Origin of the sequence: Lutispora saccharofermentans (genome assembly GCF_024363565.1) — a bacterium.
GTDB lineage: Bacteria > Bacillota > Clostridia > Lutisporales > Lutisporaceae > Lutispora > Lutispora saccharofermentans.
Genome location: NZ_JAJEKE010000001.1, coordinates 577,236 through 591,964 on the forward strand (window position 1 = coordinate 577,236; position 14,729 = coordinate 591,964).

15 protein-coding genes and 2 tRNA genes are annotated in these 14,729 nt (G+C 38.5%); 1 reads left to right on the plus strand and 16 read right to left on the minus strand.

The features are described from left to right. Nucleotides 1-8: 8 nt before the first annotated feature. From nuoE to LJD61_RS02940, 16 genes are all read right to left on the minus strand, one after another. Nucleotides 9-482, minus strand: coding sequence for an NADH-quinone oxidoreductase subunit NuoE (gene nuoE, locus LJD61_RS02865; RefSeq protein ID WP_255225971.1), 474 nt, complete (start codon nt 480-482; stop codon nt 9-11). 115 nt (nt 483-597) lie between these two features. Beyond that, the gene (locus tag LJD61_RS02870; RefSeq protein WP_255225972.1) at nt 598-1,323 is read right to left on the minus strand and encodes a PHP domain-containing protein; all 726 of its coding nucleotides are present in this window, start codon (nt 1,321-1,323) and stop codon (nt 598-600) included. A 1-nt stretch (nt 1,324) separates the two neighbouring features. After that, nucleotides 1,325-1,663: an AraC family transcriptional regulator gene (locus tag LJD61_RS02875; RefSeq protein WP_255225973.1), complete on the minus strand. Its 339-nt coding sequence runs from the start codon at nt 1,661-1,663 to the stop codon at nt 1,325-1,327. Nucleotides 1,664-1,678: 15 nt separating this feature from the next. Further along, nucleotides 1,679-2,956 carry a [Fe-Fe] hydrogenase large subunit C-terminal domain-containing protein gene (locus LJD61_RS02880; protein ID WP_255225974.1) on the minus strand — a complete coding sequence of 426 codons (1,278 nt, stop codon included), beginning with the start codon at nt 2,954-2,956 and terminating at the stop codon, nt 1,679-1,681. After that, nucleotides 2,957-3,388, minus strand: a complete 432-nt coding sequence (locus LJD61_RS02885; protein ID WP_255225975.1) for an ATP-binding protein — start codon at nt 3,386-3,388, stop codon at nt 2,957-2,959. Nucleotides 3,389-3,392: 4 nt separating this feature from the next. Further along, nucleotides 3,393-3,752 carry a DRTGG domain-containing protein gene (locus LJD61_RS02890; RefSeq protein WP_255225976.1) on the minus strand — a complete coding sequence of 120 codons (360 nt, stop codon included), beginning with the start codon at nt 3,750-3,752 and terminating at the stop codon, nt 3,393-3,395. A gap of 131 nt (nt 3,753-3,883) precedes the next feature. Then, complete coding sequence (locus LJD61_RS02895; protein WP_255225977.1) at nt 3,884-4,423, minus strand: GNAT family N-acetyltransferase; 540 nt, start codon at nt 4,421-4,423, stop codon at nt 3,884-3,886. A gap of 236 nt (nt 4,424-4,659) precedes the next feature. Next, nucleotides 4,660-4,742: transfer RNA gene (locus LJD61_RS02900), tRNA-Leu, on the minus strand. A gap of 66 nt (nt 4,743-4,808) precedes the next feature. Continuing rightward, entirely contained in the window at nt 4,809-6,416 is a 1,608-nt protein-coding gene (locus LJD61_RS02905) for a peptide ABC transporter substrate-binding protein (RefSeq protein WP_255225978.1), read from the minus strand. Nucleotides 6,417-6,440: 24 nt separating this feature from the next. After that, on the minus strand, nt 6,441-7,475 hold the full coding sequence (locus LJD61_RS02910; protein WP_255225979.1) for a nicotinate phosphoribosyltransferase: 1,035 nt from the start codon (nt 7,473-7,475) through the stop codon (nt 6,441-6,443). A gap of 6 nt (nt 7,476-7,481) precedes the next feature. Further along, nucleotides 7,482-8,069, minus strand: coding sequence for a lytic transglycosylase domain-containing protein (locus LJD61_RS02915; protein ID WP_255225980.1), 588 nt, complete (start codon nt 8,067-8,069; stop codon nt 7,482-7,484). Beyond that, nucleotides 8,059-8,682 (minus strand): dephospho-CoA kinase, encoded by a 624-nt coding sequence (gene coaE / locus LJD61_RS02920; protein WP_408614651.1) that lies wholly within the window; start codon nt 8,680-8,682, stop codon nt 8,059-8,061. The genes LJD61_RS02915 and coaE overlap by 11 nt, the downstream gene beginning before the upstream one ends. Nucleotides 8,683-8,709: 27 nt before the next feature. Beyond that, complete coding sequence (gene polA / locus LJD61_RS02925) at nt 8,710-11,322, minus strand: DNA polymerase I (protein ID WP_255225982.1); 2,613 nt, start codon at nt 11,320-11,322, stop codon at nt 8,710-8,712. 124 nt (nt 11,323-11,446) lie between these two features. Next, nucleotides 11,447-12,712 carry a DUF4349 domain-containing protein gene (locus LJD61_RS02930; RefSeq protein WP_255225983.1) on the minus strand — a complete coding sequence of 422 codons (1,266 nt, stop codon included), beginning with the start codon at nt 12,710-12,712 and terminating at the stop codon, nt 11,447-11,449. Nucleotides 12,713-12,736: 24 nt separating this feature from the next. Beyond that, nucleotides 12,737-13,330: an RNA polymerase sigma factor gene (locus tag LJD61_RS02935; protein WP_255225984.1), complete on the minus strand. Its 594-nt coding sequence runs from the start codon at nt 13,328-13,330 to the stop codon at nt 12,737-12,739. Between the two features lie 120 nt (nt 13,331-13,450). Continuing rightward, nucleotides 13,451-14,392 (minus strand): metal-dependent hydrolase, encoded by a 942-nt coding sequence (locus LJD61_RS02940; RefSeq protein WP_255225985.1) that lies wholly within the window; start codon nt 14,390-14,392, stop codon nt 13,451-13,453. Nucleotides 14,393-14,557: 165 nt separating this feature from the next. Between LJD61_RS02940 and LJD61_RS02945 the strand changes: the two genes are divergently transcribed. Beyond that, nucleotides 14,558-14,643, plus strand: a tRNA-Leu gene (locus LJD61_RS02945). Nucleotides 14,644-14,729: the final 86 nt, after the last annotated feature.

The following is a 14,729-nucleotide window of genomic DNA, read 5'->3' on the forward strand; positions in this document are numbered from 1 at the left end:
AAAACCTATTACTGATACTTTTTCAATATATCCGGTATATCATCGGGAACAAGCTTGCCGTATACGTCTTCTCCTATCATCATAACAGGCGCAAGCCCGCAGCATCCCAAGCATCTGGTAGCCTCCAGTGTGAATTTGTTATCTGCGGTAGTTTCTCCCGGTTTAACTTTAAGCTCTTTTTGGAGTCTTTCAAAAACTAATTGAGCACTTTTTACATAACAAGCTGTCCCCAAGCATACCCCTATTGTATGCTCACCTCTGGGTTTGAGTGTGAATCTGGAGTAAAAAGTTGCTACTCCGTAGATTTCCGCCATCGGAATGTTCAGTTCTTTTGATATTCTCTTTTGAGCCTCTTCAGGAATGTATCCAAAAAGCTCTTGAGTCTCATGAAGAACAGGCATTAAGCCGCCTTGCTGGTTTCTATGGTTTTCGATTATTTGGTCCAGCTTCTCCATCTTTTCTTTCATTTCAAGCTCGTTCATTAAAGAGTCCCCTCCCTAAAATACATTGTATATATTGACAAAAAACTGTCAATTATTAACCCTATTTTTTATTGTAACATAACTAAATAAAAAATTTAACAATATTTAAAATTAATTATAATTTTTTTTGGTTTGGGCATAATATATCGAATAAGTTTGTAAAACTAAGAAATTCCATTTCGACAAAAAACTCTCTCTCGCTTATATCCCACAGGTAATGGGCATCTGAGGATATGATATAATCATACTTCTTTAAAAAAGGATGCCTTTTCATTATGATCTCCGGGCTATCTTTTTTTGAAAGCTCCACAGTTTTAACCTTCAGCGAAGGCGGAATAAATCCAAGGTTGGCAGTTATGCTATATGCAGGCCTGTCTACATGTGCAGGTATGCATACTCCGCCTAAGCCATTGGCCAGGATAAAAACATCGTTCACGGATAAAGCGCATGAAGAGATGAGCAGTTTGTCTACCTTGCCTACGATTTGGTCTTCGGAATTCATGATGAGCTGCCGTCCAAAAACCTCTTCATTATTTGGTATATCAGGCAAACAATTATATATGATCTCATCAAGCTTCAAAGCGCTCTGCAGAGTTCTAAAAAGACATATGATGTGCACTTCCTCTTTTGTTTGAACCTCTATGCCAGGCACAATCATTAGCCCCTGCTTTTTGCCTACCTCAAGCACCGCAGGCAAATTTGCTGCGCTGTTGTGATCCGTCACTGCTATCATATCTAAGCCTTTTAAAAGCGCCATATTGACTATGTTATTAGGGGTCATATCTTCATCGCCGCAAGGCGATAAAGCAGAATGAATATGCAAATCAACTGCGAATTTCATACTATTTACCTAATCCGGCATTTAATAATCCTTTAGCTATCAAAAAAGCGCTTTTATTGGAGACCAGAATCGGTATATCCTCATCTATTGCTTTTTTGATCGTATCCTCCTCTACTTCTGCAGCCTCAGCTATAATAACGGAAGAAAGCTCAAGCAAAGTAGCTACCGCAACAATATTAGTATGCGTTTGAATAGTGATCCATGCATCTCCCCTCTGAGCATGAGACATAACCCAGCTCAAAAGATCACAAATATAAGCTCCGCTTACCTCGCGATCCATCCCGCATTCTCCGGTTAAAGGTTTAAGCTCCAATCTTTCACACATTTCTCTGACTGTCATCTTAAATGCACTCCTCTAACTTTTTCTATTTTTAAAGCCATTCATAGTTTTGATCATACATACTGCCCTGCTGTTTTCTCCTTTTACAATGTCCTCTGCAAAAGCTCTGCAGGTTGGAGAACCGCATATTCCGCAATCCAAACCGGGTAATCCCTTTAGTATCTCGGTAACAAACTCCATCTTTTGAATGGACTTGGCTATATCCTTGTCAAGCATCATAACAGGTTTAGGCTCTATCTTTTCCGTCAACCTGATAAACCCGCTTTCATACATCTCTATAAACTTGTTCAGTTCTTCTGCAGTATGCTTGGTATCCTCTACCTTTCTTGAATATTTCATTATTCTGTTCTTAGCAATAAAAGAATTCTGGATAACCAGGGGCCCGCCCACACATCCCCCGGTACAAGCAGAGCATTCGATAAACTCAACATCCTCCAGTTTGCCAAGCTCTATTTCCTCAAGAACCCTTATGACATCATGAATACCGTCTACGGCAAGGTAGTTTTCGATATTCAAAGCCTCTGCCTGACCTCCGGCAATAGGCCAGAATAAAGATTCCTTTGTACTCGTGCCCATATTGGGCGTGTTATGGGTTACCAAATTCCGCACGATCTCTCCATATATCTCCTTCATGGAAATTGCACCATTAACATAGGATTTGCTTATTCCTAAAGGGTTTCTAATACTGGTAACCCTTGCAGTACATGGAGTAATGAAAAAAATACCTATATCTTCAAGGCTCAAGCCAATTCTCTTGGATGCCTCTGTCTTTGCAATCCTGGCAGTTATTTCTATGGGCGTTTCAATATCAATTATATTAGGGATCAAATCCGGAAACCTCATTTGTATCAGTCTTATAACAGCCGGACAGGATGAATTGATTACAGGAACCTTTGTATCAGGTTTTTTGAGCAGGTATTCCTTTATCAAATGTATTGATATGTCTGCCCCCACAGTTCCTTCAACCACTTCATCAAAACCTATTTTTTTAATGGCTCCCAGCATATCGCTTATGCCTATATTGGAAGGAAACTGTCCATATATCGTTAATGAAGGTATTGCTATGCTGTATTTATATTTTTTTATCATGCTCAATTCATCTGTTATGGCACTCTTAGCATGATTTGGGCATATTTTTATGCATTCACCGCAGTCTATGCATCTTTCAGGAATTATTTTAGCCTTTCCGTCTCTCACCCTTATGGCTTCAGTAGGACAAACTTTAAGACAGCTGGTACAACCTATGCATCTATCTTCTCGCAATATAACTGAATGGTTATATTCTTCGCCCATTTAATCACCATCTTTCAGCATCATTTTCATCGTGATTACAGTACCCTTTCCAACAACGCTTTCAATATTAAAGCTATCTGAGCATTTTTTCATATTTGGCAGCCCCATTCCGGCTCCAAAGCCCATCTCTCTGATCCTTTCAGGGGCGGTGGAATATCCTTCTTTCATAGCAAGCTCGACATTTTCAATGCCTGGACCGCTATCCTTGGCAATTATTGTTATTGATTTCGGCTCAATACTGAAACTGATTATCCCTCCTAAAGAATGTATGACTAAATTTATTTCTGCTTCGTATGCTCCTATCGCCACCCTTCTAATAATTCCTGAATCCATTCCAAGCTGTCTTAAAATTTTCTTTATTTTGCTCGAAGCCTCGCCGGCCCTTTCAAAATCATCCTTTTCAACCTGAAATTCATATGATATATTTCCCATATCTTTATCTCCTAGATTCTGCTTCTATCCCTCTTAATCCACAGCTATAAAGTATTCCGGAAGTCGTAAAAAGAGTATATTTCGTCGTAAGGATTGTTATAGAATTTTCTCTGGCAAGATCTATGACATCCTCATCGGGAACCTTGCCTCTTACAAAAAGTATAGCACTCACATCAGCCATCTCAGCAGTTCTGATAACCTGAGAATTTATCAGACCCGTCAAAAGAATCGTACCTGTTTTTACAAAGGCTAAAACATCGCTCATCAAGTCAGAACCGAATGCATAGGAAATCTCCCTATCCAGCGACTCCTCTCCCCATAGCACATCAGCCTGCAAGGCATCTTTTATTTGCCTAAGCTTCATCTGTTATCCTCCCCTCAATAAGATTATATAATAAATTCCTTTAATTAATAATATGTATTCATAAATACATAATGTTAAAAATGTAACAAAACATTTTAAATAATAACTCCTCTAAAAACATAGGGGAGTTATTATTTATTAAAAGTCTTGATATCTTTTTTTAATATGATGAAATCTTCATAGCCATTGTTCAGGCTTATATATTCCTTGATGACCCTTATATGCTGAAAGCCTGCATTTATCCAGAATTCCATACCTCTCTTGTTTTTAGAAATGACTCCGGCCAAAACCTTTTTAACATCATAGGTTTTGTTCATAAAAGATATAAAAGCATTGATGCTTTTATTGCCTATACCTGTGTTTCTAAAATCCTTTTTAATCAAAAATGATGAAATCCAGGCTTCTTCGCTATTGTCATAATCTATGTGGCCCTTTATTACCCCAATGAGTTCTTCGTTACCCTTAGAAAAAATTCCGATAAAAAATTCATAGCTGTTGATCAAAACCTCCAGATATTTTTCTCCCATCTCCTCTATGGATAGCTGTCTGTCGATGCCTGTAGCAAAAATTGATTCGTCGACATCGTTGTATAGCTCTAAAACCTTGTTCAATTCATCTTTTTTTATATCCCTGAAAAAAAAATCCTCAATTTCTAAGTTTAATGCAAGCATAATACCACCTTAATGATTTATATGAGTATTAATATTCTACAAAAGCTATGAAAATCCTTTTAATATGCCCATGTAAAATCAGTAAATTAAGAGCGGTCTAAAACACGATTTAGGAGCTTTAGCTGCAAAATAAGTCTTTTATAATTTATGAAGCTAGGAAATACGTGAAATAATTGTCACAGTTCAAAAAATAAAAAACTTCAAAGCTTATAGCCATGAAGTTCTGACATTCTATATGGTGCGAGAGACGGGACTTGAACCCGTATGGTTGCCCACACGCCCCTCAAACGTGCGCGTCTGCCAGTTCCGCCACTCTCGCAAAGCATTTATTAAATCTGCTACATGGATTATTATATATTCTGCAACGATTTATGTCAATAACATTTTATTCATCCTGCCTTAATGATTCGGTAATGTACCAATTATTTATAGTTCTGAAGAGATTCTCGCTGTCAGCTTGAATTTCCCCGCGCACTTTGCTTCTCATGACCAAAGCATATTCTTTATAGAACAAGCTTATAACCGGCAGCTCATCTTTTATTATCCTTTGAAGCTCCAGATAGTTGACATATTTGTTTTCCTGGCTCTGGAAATTCTGAGATTCCTCCAGCAATATATCGACTCTGGGGTTGCTATAGCTGCCGTAATTTTTCCCTCCGACAGCCTTCGTACTATGAAGGAAATCATATAAATCACTTTCTGGTGAAAAGCTCATGCCCACAAGTGCCAAATCAAACTTTTTAGATTCCATTTGCTTTTTTACTTCTTCAAAGGGCATTATTTTCAAATCAATTACAAAGCCTATCTCCTCAAGGCTCCTCTTTATATCTTCAGCAGCTTTTTTCCTGTAGTCATTTTCCGAATTGGTTATAAAGCTTAACTTGAGCTGCTGTTTCTTGCCGTCTATCTCTCGCTCATAAATATTAGATTTCTCATTCAGCAAAAATTTGGCGTTATTTATAGCATATTGAGCTTCCGCCTTGCTGTAGGTATACTTATTAACATCTCCGTCAAACATCCATGAGTCGCTTCTTATCGGCGTATCAGTAACAGCGGCGTTGCCCAACAGGTATTTCTCTATTATGGCTTTTCTGTTTATTCCATACATCAAAGCCTTTCTTATTTCGACTTCAGCCAGTACAGGGTTTTGAAAATTCACCGCTATAAACTCATAATCTCTGGAAAGATACCTATAAGTATTTACATTCCTCAATTCTTTATATTTTTCCCATCCATAAGAAGATGCATTAATTATATCTATCTGTCCTGATTGAAAGGCAGTATCAAAAGAATCCATGTCTTTTATAAAATTGACTCTGATAGTAGTAATATATGATGTTGTATTATGCATGCTATATTCATTGGCCTTCAGCTCCATATACTTCAACTTGCTGTAGGAAGAGACCTTATAAGGACCTGTCCCTACCGGCGTCGCATTTGGATCTGTACCAAACACATGCTTTGGAATTATAGGAAAGATCAATGAATCCATAGCACTATATTGCCAATTTCCGAAATTTATTTTTATAGTAACATCATTTACCATTTGGTATGAAATGATGTGATTGAGTTTTGACTTATAAATGGAATCAGGTGAGTTTTTTATAGTATCCAGAGTAAATTTCACATCCTCTGAGGTCAATCTCACGCCATCGCTCCAATGCAAGTTTTCTTTCAGCTTCACCACAGCCTGGCCTGTACCCTCTGCAAAGCTGATATCATCAGCCAGCACGAGCACGGGCTTTAAAGCATTATTATACTCTACAAGCCCATTAAACAAAAGTTTTGTGAGATCACCATAGCTTCTGCTGTTTACCAACAAAGGATTAAAGGTTAAAGGTTCAATACAGCCAATGTTGATCACTCCGCCTTTGCCCGGTTTTTCATCTTCTATGTGCACCTCAGTTCCTCCCTCAATTTCAGGTTTAGAACATGATACCGCAAGAAGTGAAATGATGATTAATAATGCTATAGGGAAAATTCTTCGCTTCATAAAATAATTCTTCTCCTTGGTATACTATTTAAGCCTGATAAGCTTCGGGTTCTCCACCCTGCCCGGGATTCTTCCCCTCTTAGCAATAGGCTTACCCTCAATCTCCTTAAGATCCATGGTCATATCAATTGCTGACGCTCCTGATATATAGCTTCCTATTCCAAAGGAATCTGCACCTGCTTCGCTCAAAAGCTTTATCTTGTCAGGATACAGGCCTCCGGAAACGAATATCTTCACATCCTTATAGCCTTCCATATCAAGACGGGCTCTCACTTCCTTCACCAGTTCTGCTGTCACTCCTCCTCTTTCGCTGGGAGTATCCAATCTAATGCCATAGAGATTTCCTCCCAGGGCCTTTGCCACCCTCAGTGCCTCTTCTGCCTCATCTTTAAATGTGTCGATAAGAACAATCCTTTTGTGGTTTTCAGGCATTGTATTGTCATATGCCTGAGCAACCGACACAGTATCTCCTGCGATCAAAAATGATGCATGGGGTAAAGTCCCTGATGGCTCTATGCCTAATAGCTTAGCCGCCAATATATTGCTGACTCCGTTAGCGCCTCCGATAAAAGCGGCTCTTTCCATCACCGGAGCCACAGATGGGTGGACATGTCTTGATCCGAATACGATGAAAGACTTATCCTTACAAGCTTCTCTGCACTCTCTTGCAGCCGTTGCCCAACCGCAGGAGCTTGCAAGTATACCCAGCAATATTGTTTCATATATGCATATCTCCCTGTATGACCCTATAATTCTCATTACCGTTTCTTTGCCTTCGAAGCTTTCACCCTCCGGCAGCGCCCATATTTCCAGATCTTTATTTTTTAAAACATTAAAGGCCTCTTGTATTCCCGCAAAGATACCGGGTTTCCTTGGAAATATTTCTGCCGTAACCGTCTTATCGGCTATTCCCATAGAGTCTAAAATATCTACAGTTCTCACGAAATAAATATCTGTAGTATATCCATCCAGAATTTCCTGCTCGCTGGCAGAATGAATTTGCCTGTTAGGGTCTAATTCAATTTTTTTTACATCAGCTAAATTTCTTATTTCAGCCAATCAATTTCATTCCTTTCCTTTGTTAATTAGATCTCTATATATCTTACTGTACATCTTGTACGCTCTGTTGATCTTTTCAACATAAAGCTTCGTTTCTGCAAAGGGTATGTTCTTCAGCGTCACCCCGTCATCACTGTAATCGGCGTCCTTCAGCCACTTGCTCACATTCCCCTGACCGCCGTTGTATGCAGCCAGGACCAGCTTTATATCTCCATTATAATACTTAAAAAGATAGTCCAGGTACCAGCATCCCATTTTTATATTTATCTCCGGGTCATACAACATTTCCTCGCTAAAATTTGTTACCTTAAGCTTTTCTCCTATCCACTCTCCTGTTGACGGCTTTATCTGCATTAAACCCAAAGCCCCTTTAGAGGACCTGGCATAGCTGTCATAACCGCTTTCAACCTTGATTATGGCAGCAACCAGATATGGGTCCAGACCATATGAATCAGCATATTTGACTATAATATCCCTATACTCAATGGGATATATAGCATTCAACAGCTTGGGAATGTTTAAGCCTAGTATGTACAAAACTATAACTGCAAATATTATAACAAATAATCTTCTCGCTTTTCTGCTATTGATCAACAGTTTCTCCCCTTTTAACTGTACTTAGTGCAGTATTCCATAACTGCTTTATTTCTTCCTTCAACTCTTCCAGGCCTTTTGTATTATATATGATTACGTCTGAATGTTCAGCTTTCTTTTCATCGCTGAATTGAGCATTTATCCTGTTTTTTGCATCTTCATATGAAAATCTGTCCCTTTCTATGAGCCTATGCAATTGCGTCTGCTTATCCACAGAAACAAGCCATACACTGTCACATAATGAATTCAGTCCCATTTCAATCAATATTGCCGCATCTATAACAATAACATCTGCACCGTCAGATCGGAATTCTTCAATTATTTCTTTGACTTTTGCAATTATATGAGGGTGAGTTATAGAATTCAACTTTCTTAGTTTTTCGCCATCAGAAAAAACAATATGCCCAAGTGCTTTTCTATTTATCTCACCTCTAGGCAGCAATATTTCGTCTCCAAAATACTGAACTATTTCATTATATGCTTTTTCTCCCTTTTGCACAACACTTCTTCCTACTTCGTCAACATCTATGATGTATGCGCCAAATTGCTTCAGGATAGAAGAAACTGTGCTTTTACCGCTTGCAATGCCTCCGGTTAATCCAATGATCATCAAATCGCCTCCGAAAATGCTATAAATACCTTATTTTGTATCGTACCAGCTCATACCGGCGTTAACATCTACAGTAAGCGGTACTTTTAAAGTAAAGGCTTTTTCCATTTTTTCCTTTACGATTTTTTTCACTTCTTCAACCTCATCCTTATAGGCTTCTACAATGAGTTCATCGTGTATCTGCAATATAAGCCTGGATTTCATCCTTCTCGCCTTTAATTCCTTATAAACGCTTACCATAGCAATCTTGATAATATCTGCCGCACTTCCCTGAATAGGAGTATTCATGGCCATCCTCTCCCCGAAATTCCTCTGCACGGCATTGGAAGAGGAGAGCTCGGGAATATATCTTATCCTGTTTAATATCGTAGTTACATAGCCCTTCTCCTTACCCTCTTTTACAATGTCCTCCATATATTTTTTTACCAAGGGATATCTATCAAAATAATTATCTATATAAAGCTTTGCTTCTTTTCTCGGAATCTTCAAATCCCGAGATAATCCAAAGTCACTTATGCCATAGACTATCCCGAAATTCACCGCTTTGGCCCTGCTTCTCATGAGAGGGCTGACCAGATCGCTATCCACCCCGAAAACTTCGGAAGCAGTCCTTCTGTGAATATCCTCGTTATTGATAAAGGACTTTATCAAGCCTTCATCCCCTGAGATATGAGCCAAGACTCTAAGCTCGATCTGGGAATAGTCTGCATCAACCAGAACATAATCTTCATTCTGAGGTACAAAGACCTTCCTTATCTCTCTGCCGTTTTCAGTCTTTACAGGAATGTTCTGAAGATTGGGCTCCGTGCTGCTGAGCCTCCCTGTCGCTGTAACTGTCTGATTGAATTTAGAATGTATCTTGCCTGTTCTTTCGTTTATTATATTGATCAAACCCTCTACATAGGTTGACTTTATTTTGAGAAGCTGTCTATATTCCAGCAGCTTTTCAATAATCGGGTGCTTATCGGAAAGCTGTTCCAGAACCTCTACATCTGTAGAGTAACCTGTTTTTGTTTTCTTAATAGGAGGCAGCATAAGCTTCTCAAATAGTATTACACTCAGCTGCTTTGTAGAATTGATATTAAACTCTTCTCCTGCGAAGCCGTATATCTCCTCCGTGAGCTTTGAAAGCTTTTCCGAATACAATGCAGACAGCTCTAAAAGCCTTTCTTTATCTACCTTAAAGCCCTCATGCTCCATATCTGCCAGCACTTCTATCAGCGGCACCTCCACCTCGTTGTAAAGCTGCTCCATGTTCATCTTTGCTATGTTTTCTCTTATGGGATCGATCAATTCGGCAATCGCTTTGACACTGCTGCAATAGTTTTGCCTGATGTCACCCTCTTTGCTTTCATAATCCTTTATCTCGGTTCCGAAAAATTCGCTATAGATATTCCTCAGCTTATAATCAGGTTTTGACGGATTCAGCAAATATGCTCCTATCATGCTGTCAAACTTCACATTTTCAACATTGATGCCTATATTTTTTAACGATACCAGGTCAGCCTTAATGTCATGGCCTGCCTTTTCAATATTTTCGTTCTCCATAACATCTTTAATAAAAGGTATTGATATTTCATCAACAGCAATAGAGTATTGCCTGCCTTCAGCAGACACATATATATAGTCCGGCACACCATGAGGGCTTTGAGAAGCCTTAAAAACGATTCTGCCTTCCTTGGCAAATTTCACTAAAAGCTGCTTTATCTCAGCTTCCCCTTTGATTTCATTGATGACAATATCCTGTTGTGAGCCTTCGATTTCCTTCCTGGCAGGATAGCTTTTCATTTTATCCAGAAGGCTTTTAAAGTTCAGCATGCTATATAATTCATATAAAGCTTCGTAATCCGGCTCTTTATATGTAAAATCCTCCAAAGGTGCATCTATAGGCACATCTGTCACTATGGTAGCCAGTCTTTTTGAAAGCCGCGCCATTTCCTTATTGTTTTCTACATTCTCGCGTACTTTATTTTTCTTAATGTTTTCAGTATTCTCCAGCAGATTCTCAACTGTGCCGAATTGCTTGATGAGCTCTAAAGCAGTTTTTTCACCTACGCCGGGCACACCGGGTATATTGTCTGATGCATCTCCCATAAGGCCTTTAAGGTCGATCACTTGTTCAGGGGTGACGCCATATTGTGAAATAAGCTTTTCATTATCATACTCTTCCATCTCGCTTATGCCTTTTTTAGTCATAAGAACGTGAATATTTTCATCGATGAGCTGAAAAGCGTCACGATCCCCTGTCACTATCAATATATCTACATCTTCTTTGCCCGATTTCTTAGACAATGTCCCGATTATATCATCAGCTTCAAAGCCTTCTATTTCAAGTCTTTTAATATTCATGGCATCGACAACCTTTTTCAGATATGGTATTTGTTCCGCCATATCTTCTGCCATCTTCAGCCTTTTTGCCTTATATTCTGCATATTCCTTATGCCTGAATGTAGGCCCTTTAAGATCAAAAGCTATAGCCATATACTTTGGTTTATAGCCTTCGATCAGCTTATTTATCATATTCACAAAGCCGTATATAACATTTGTATGAAGCCCGTCTTTATTGGTTAAAGGCGGTAAAGCATAAAAAGCCCTGTGCATGAGGCTATTGCCATCTATTATAATCATACTATCCTTTTTCATTCCTCAATATCCTCCAAAATTAGTTTAATCTTATTATTTCCATACGTTTTCTAAAAACCCTTTATATTATGTTAAAAAAAATCGGATTCTGAAGAATCCGATTAGATGAATATATATTATCAGCTTATTTTATTTTCTTAGGTCGGACTTTAAGCAGGATCAAATATGAAATAAGCGAAACAATTGCCAGGATAAATATATACGGGAGTGCAGTTACCGTATATACAAACAGCCCCTCTGCACCTCTGAGTATATTATTTATGGCTCCATAAAATCCTTTATAAGCTTTTGTCCAAATAGTAGGAATATTTAATGTCTCCAGCTTGCCTGCTTTTATTTCCTTCAAGCTTACATATAAGGAAGACAGGCTTACTTGTTTATCCCACCGTTTTATATCCGTTGACATAAGCTCTATATCGCTTCTGACCCGGTTCAGTTCATTTTCAATTTTGAGTATCTCATCTACATTCTTTGCCATTCCCACAAGCTCTCTGAGCCTGTTCTCCTGCACTTTCAAATTCTCTACTCTTGTTGTCGTATCATAATACTGTTCCGTAATATCCACAGAATTTGTATTATGGTTTATGACCTCACCCATGGTCTTTATCTCTTCCACGGTTGAACTAAACTTAGCCGCCGGTATCCTCAAGGTTATGCTTCCGGTTTTTAATTTGTCGCTCTTGCCTTCGGCGCCATAGTATACATTATTATCCACATTGGAATTTTCCACATATCCGCCATTTCTCTCAGCCAGTTCTTCGATGCTCTTCATCTTATCATCAAAATCCGCGACTTCCAGAGAAACATTTCCGCTGGTTATTATCTTCCTTTCAAAAGACTGCTGCTCTGATTCTTTTGCCTTATCTAAAGCAACAGAAGTACTTTTTAAAGCATAATTAGCAGCCATATCTGCCGCAGGAATTTCTATAGATTCAGAAAAGTTCACTGCTCCTCTGTCGTATTCAGCCGGTGCTTCACCTGTCATTTTAGCCTTAGCCTGAGGAACGGCACCATACCCAGCGCTTTCCTCTACAGCTGTATTGCTGGTATCAAATCTTGGCAGGCGATCCAAAGAAGAAAGCCCAATAACTGCAACAACAAATACGGCAGCAACGCCTGCCATCCAGCTCCAATTTCTATTAAAAAAGCTTTTCTTTTTATTATCAGAACCCAATTCCTGAAGTTTTTGCATGAGGTCATGGTGAAAGGTTCCGGGTAATTCAATTTCTTCTAATTCGTTGCAATATTGTACTGCGGACAAAAGCAAACGGTATTCTTCCATGCAATCAGGACAGCTTTCCAAATGCTTTTCTAGTTCTATTTTATCTATTTCATTCATGTCTTTGTCTATATAGGAAGACATAAGACTTGTAACTAATTCGCAATCCATTCTCTATCCCTCCCTTTCAAACAGTTAGACGCTCTTTTTTTCGTAAAGTTCCAATTGGTATCGGAGCTTATCTTTGAGCTGGTTCCGGGCTCTATTAATCCTTGATTTGATAGTGCCCAGGGAACAATTGAGCATGGATGCAATCTCTTCGTAGCCAAAGCCTTGAATGTCCCTAAGTATTATGACCGTTTTATAATCATCTCCGAGAGATGATATGGCATTTTGTATAAGCTGTCTTTTCTCCACTCTTTCATAGATATCTTCGGGAGTTTCCTTCTCCGCACTAAGTTCAACTATGGCTGATCCCTTGTCTGTTTCTATATTCAACTCCAGAGGCACCAGCCTATCATTCTTTCTTTTCCTTAATTCGTCGAGACAGACATTTGTAACTATCCTATACAGCCATGTAGAAAAAGATGATTCTTCCCTAAAGTTCTGGATAGACTTATATATTTTAATGAATGCTTCCTGTGCCATATCTTTCGCATCTTCTTCATTTCCCATCATCCTATAGGCAATGTTGTATGCTTTTTTTTCATAGGCGGAAATAAGTTCTTCAAAGGCATCCAGGTCGCCCTTTTTGCTTTTATCTACAAGAAGCCTTTCTGTATCTTCCATCTTTCACCCTCCCCCTTAATAACTATATAACCCCTCTTTATTTAGACGAACTTGCTGCCATAAAGTTTCATCTATTATAAAGTTTCGTCAGCATTAAAAATATAGGTACAAAATATATACCTATATTTCTACATTTCGGGTCCTGCGATAAGGATGAAAAACCGAGTTTACCAATTTAAAATTCTCATCCATCACGGCAGTGGCATGATGCAAGAAATCCTTTGCAATGTAATATCTTAAATCAGTAAAGCTATACTCATAGCCATGTTTGGTCTTGCTGCATTTAACATGAAAAAGCGGTGTAAATTCACCGAAAAACTTTGCGATGTTGGTATTCTTTACAGCCTTAAATAATTTATTGTCCAAATCATCCATAACTTCTATGATGCGAAACCTTTCGGGCAGAATATTTACCTCTCCGATTATTCTTTTGCCTTGAGATCTTATAACAAAATGCCATCTGACAATCCCTACCATCGAAGGCAAAATCCTTATAAACAATATCTCATCAGAACAATCAAAATGAGCTTTGATTATTTTTTTTGCATGGCTCTTCATCCAATATCGTACTGATAAATACACTGCAAAAATAATTAGTGCAATAATGGGGTTAATTTTAGTTCTAACATTTGGGATAATAATTGCAAGTGACAAAATTATCAAAAGCGGGTCATATACCAAAAGTAAATCTAAAGTCACTTTTTTCCTGTAAAATGGCCACAAGACCTGGGCTCCATATGAGTTTGTTATATCCAGCATCAAATGTGATATACATCCGGAAACAGCATATAAAAATAGCTTCATCATGGATGCTCCGGGATATATGAAGGACAATAAAGCTGTTATAGCCATTCCGTACAAAAAAATAAACGGGATCGAATGAGACATCCCTCTGTGATTTTTAAGATAACTATAGTCTCCTCTTAGCTGCATAACTATATCTCCATCAGGAATAACCGCACCTAACAAGCTTCCTATTGCGTAAGGATTGGCCATTGAGACCGCTTCTCCCGTAAAAGCTGCCATCGCAAGGCCTACAACTCCGTGTGTAATTGGATCCATTTTTACCTCCAGAAGTAGTATAAGCTAACTCGACTAGTACATGATATTCAATTATATCATAAATGACAACCCATTCTATATATAATTTGAGAAAAAATATATAGACCTTTACGATAATTTTTTATTGATTTTTATATATACATGTGCTAATATAAATAACGTAGCGCCGGAGTGGCGGAATTGGCAGACGCACATGACTCAAAATCATGCGCCCCAAAAGCATGTCGGTTCGAGTCCGACCTCCGGCACCATCAATAAGCAATTTTAAATGATTTTTAAGCTTTAGCATTTTGCTGAAGCTTTTATTTTTTATCTTTTTACCTCCTTTTGCCCTGTT

Excerpts from the sequence above, each read along its gene's own strand:
- nuoE (WP_255225971.1), bottom strand. The coding sequence starts at position 482 with ATGAACGAGCTTGAAATGAAAGAAAAGATGGAGAAGCTGGACCAAATA.
- LJD61_RS02870 (WP_255225972.1), bottom strand. The coding sequence starts at position 1,323 with ATGAAATTCGCAGTTGATTTGCATATTCATTCTGCTTTATCGCCTTGC.
- LJD61_RS02875 (WP_255225973.1), bottom strand. The coding sequence starts at position 1,663 with ATGACAGTCAGAGAAATGTGTGAAAGATTGGAGCTTAAACCTTTAACC.
- LJD61_RS02880 (WP_255225974.1), bottom strand. The coding sequence starts at position 2,956 with ATGGGCGAAGAATATAACCATTCAGTTATATTGCGAGAAGATAGATGC.
- LJD61_RS02885 (WP_255225975.1), bottom strand. The coding sequence starts at position 3,388 with ATGGGAAATATATCATATGAATTTCAGGTTGAAAAGGATGATTTTGAA.
- LJD61_RS02890 (WP_255225976.1), bottom strand. The coding sequence starts at position 3,752 with ATGAAGCTTAGGCAAATAAAAGATGCCTTGCAGGCTGATGTGCTATGG.
- LJD61_RS02895 (WP_255225977.1), bottom strand. The coding sequence starts at position 4,423 with ATGCTTGCATTAAACTTAGAAATTGAGGATTTTTTTTTCAGGGATATA.
- LJD61_RS02905 (WP_255225978.1), bottom strand. The coding sequence starts at position 6,416 with ATGAAGCGAAGAATTTTCCCTATAGCATTATTAATCATCATTTCACTT.
- polA (WP_255225982.1), bottom strand. The coding sequence starts at position 11,322 with ATGAAAAAGGATAGTATGATTATAATAGATGGCAATAGCCTCATGCAC.
- LJD61_RS02930 (WP_255225983.1), bottom strand. The coding sequence starts at position 12,712 with ATGGATTGCGAATTAGTTACAAGTCTTATGTCTTCCTATATAGACAAA.
- LJD61_RS02935 (WP_255225984.1), bottom strand. The coding sequence starts at position 13,330 with ATGGAAGATACAGAAAGGCTTCTTGTAGATAAAAGCAAAAAGGGCGAC.
- LJD61_RS02940 (WP_255225985.1), bottom strand. The coding sequence starts at position 14,392 with ATGGATCCAATTACACACGGAGTTGTAGGCCTTGCGATGGCAGCTTTT.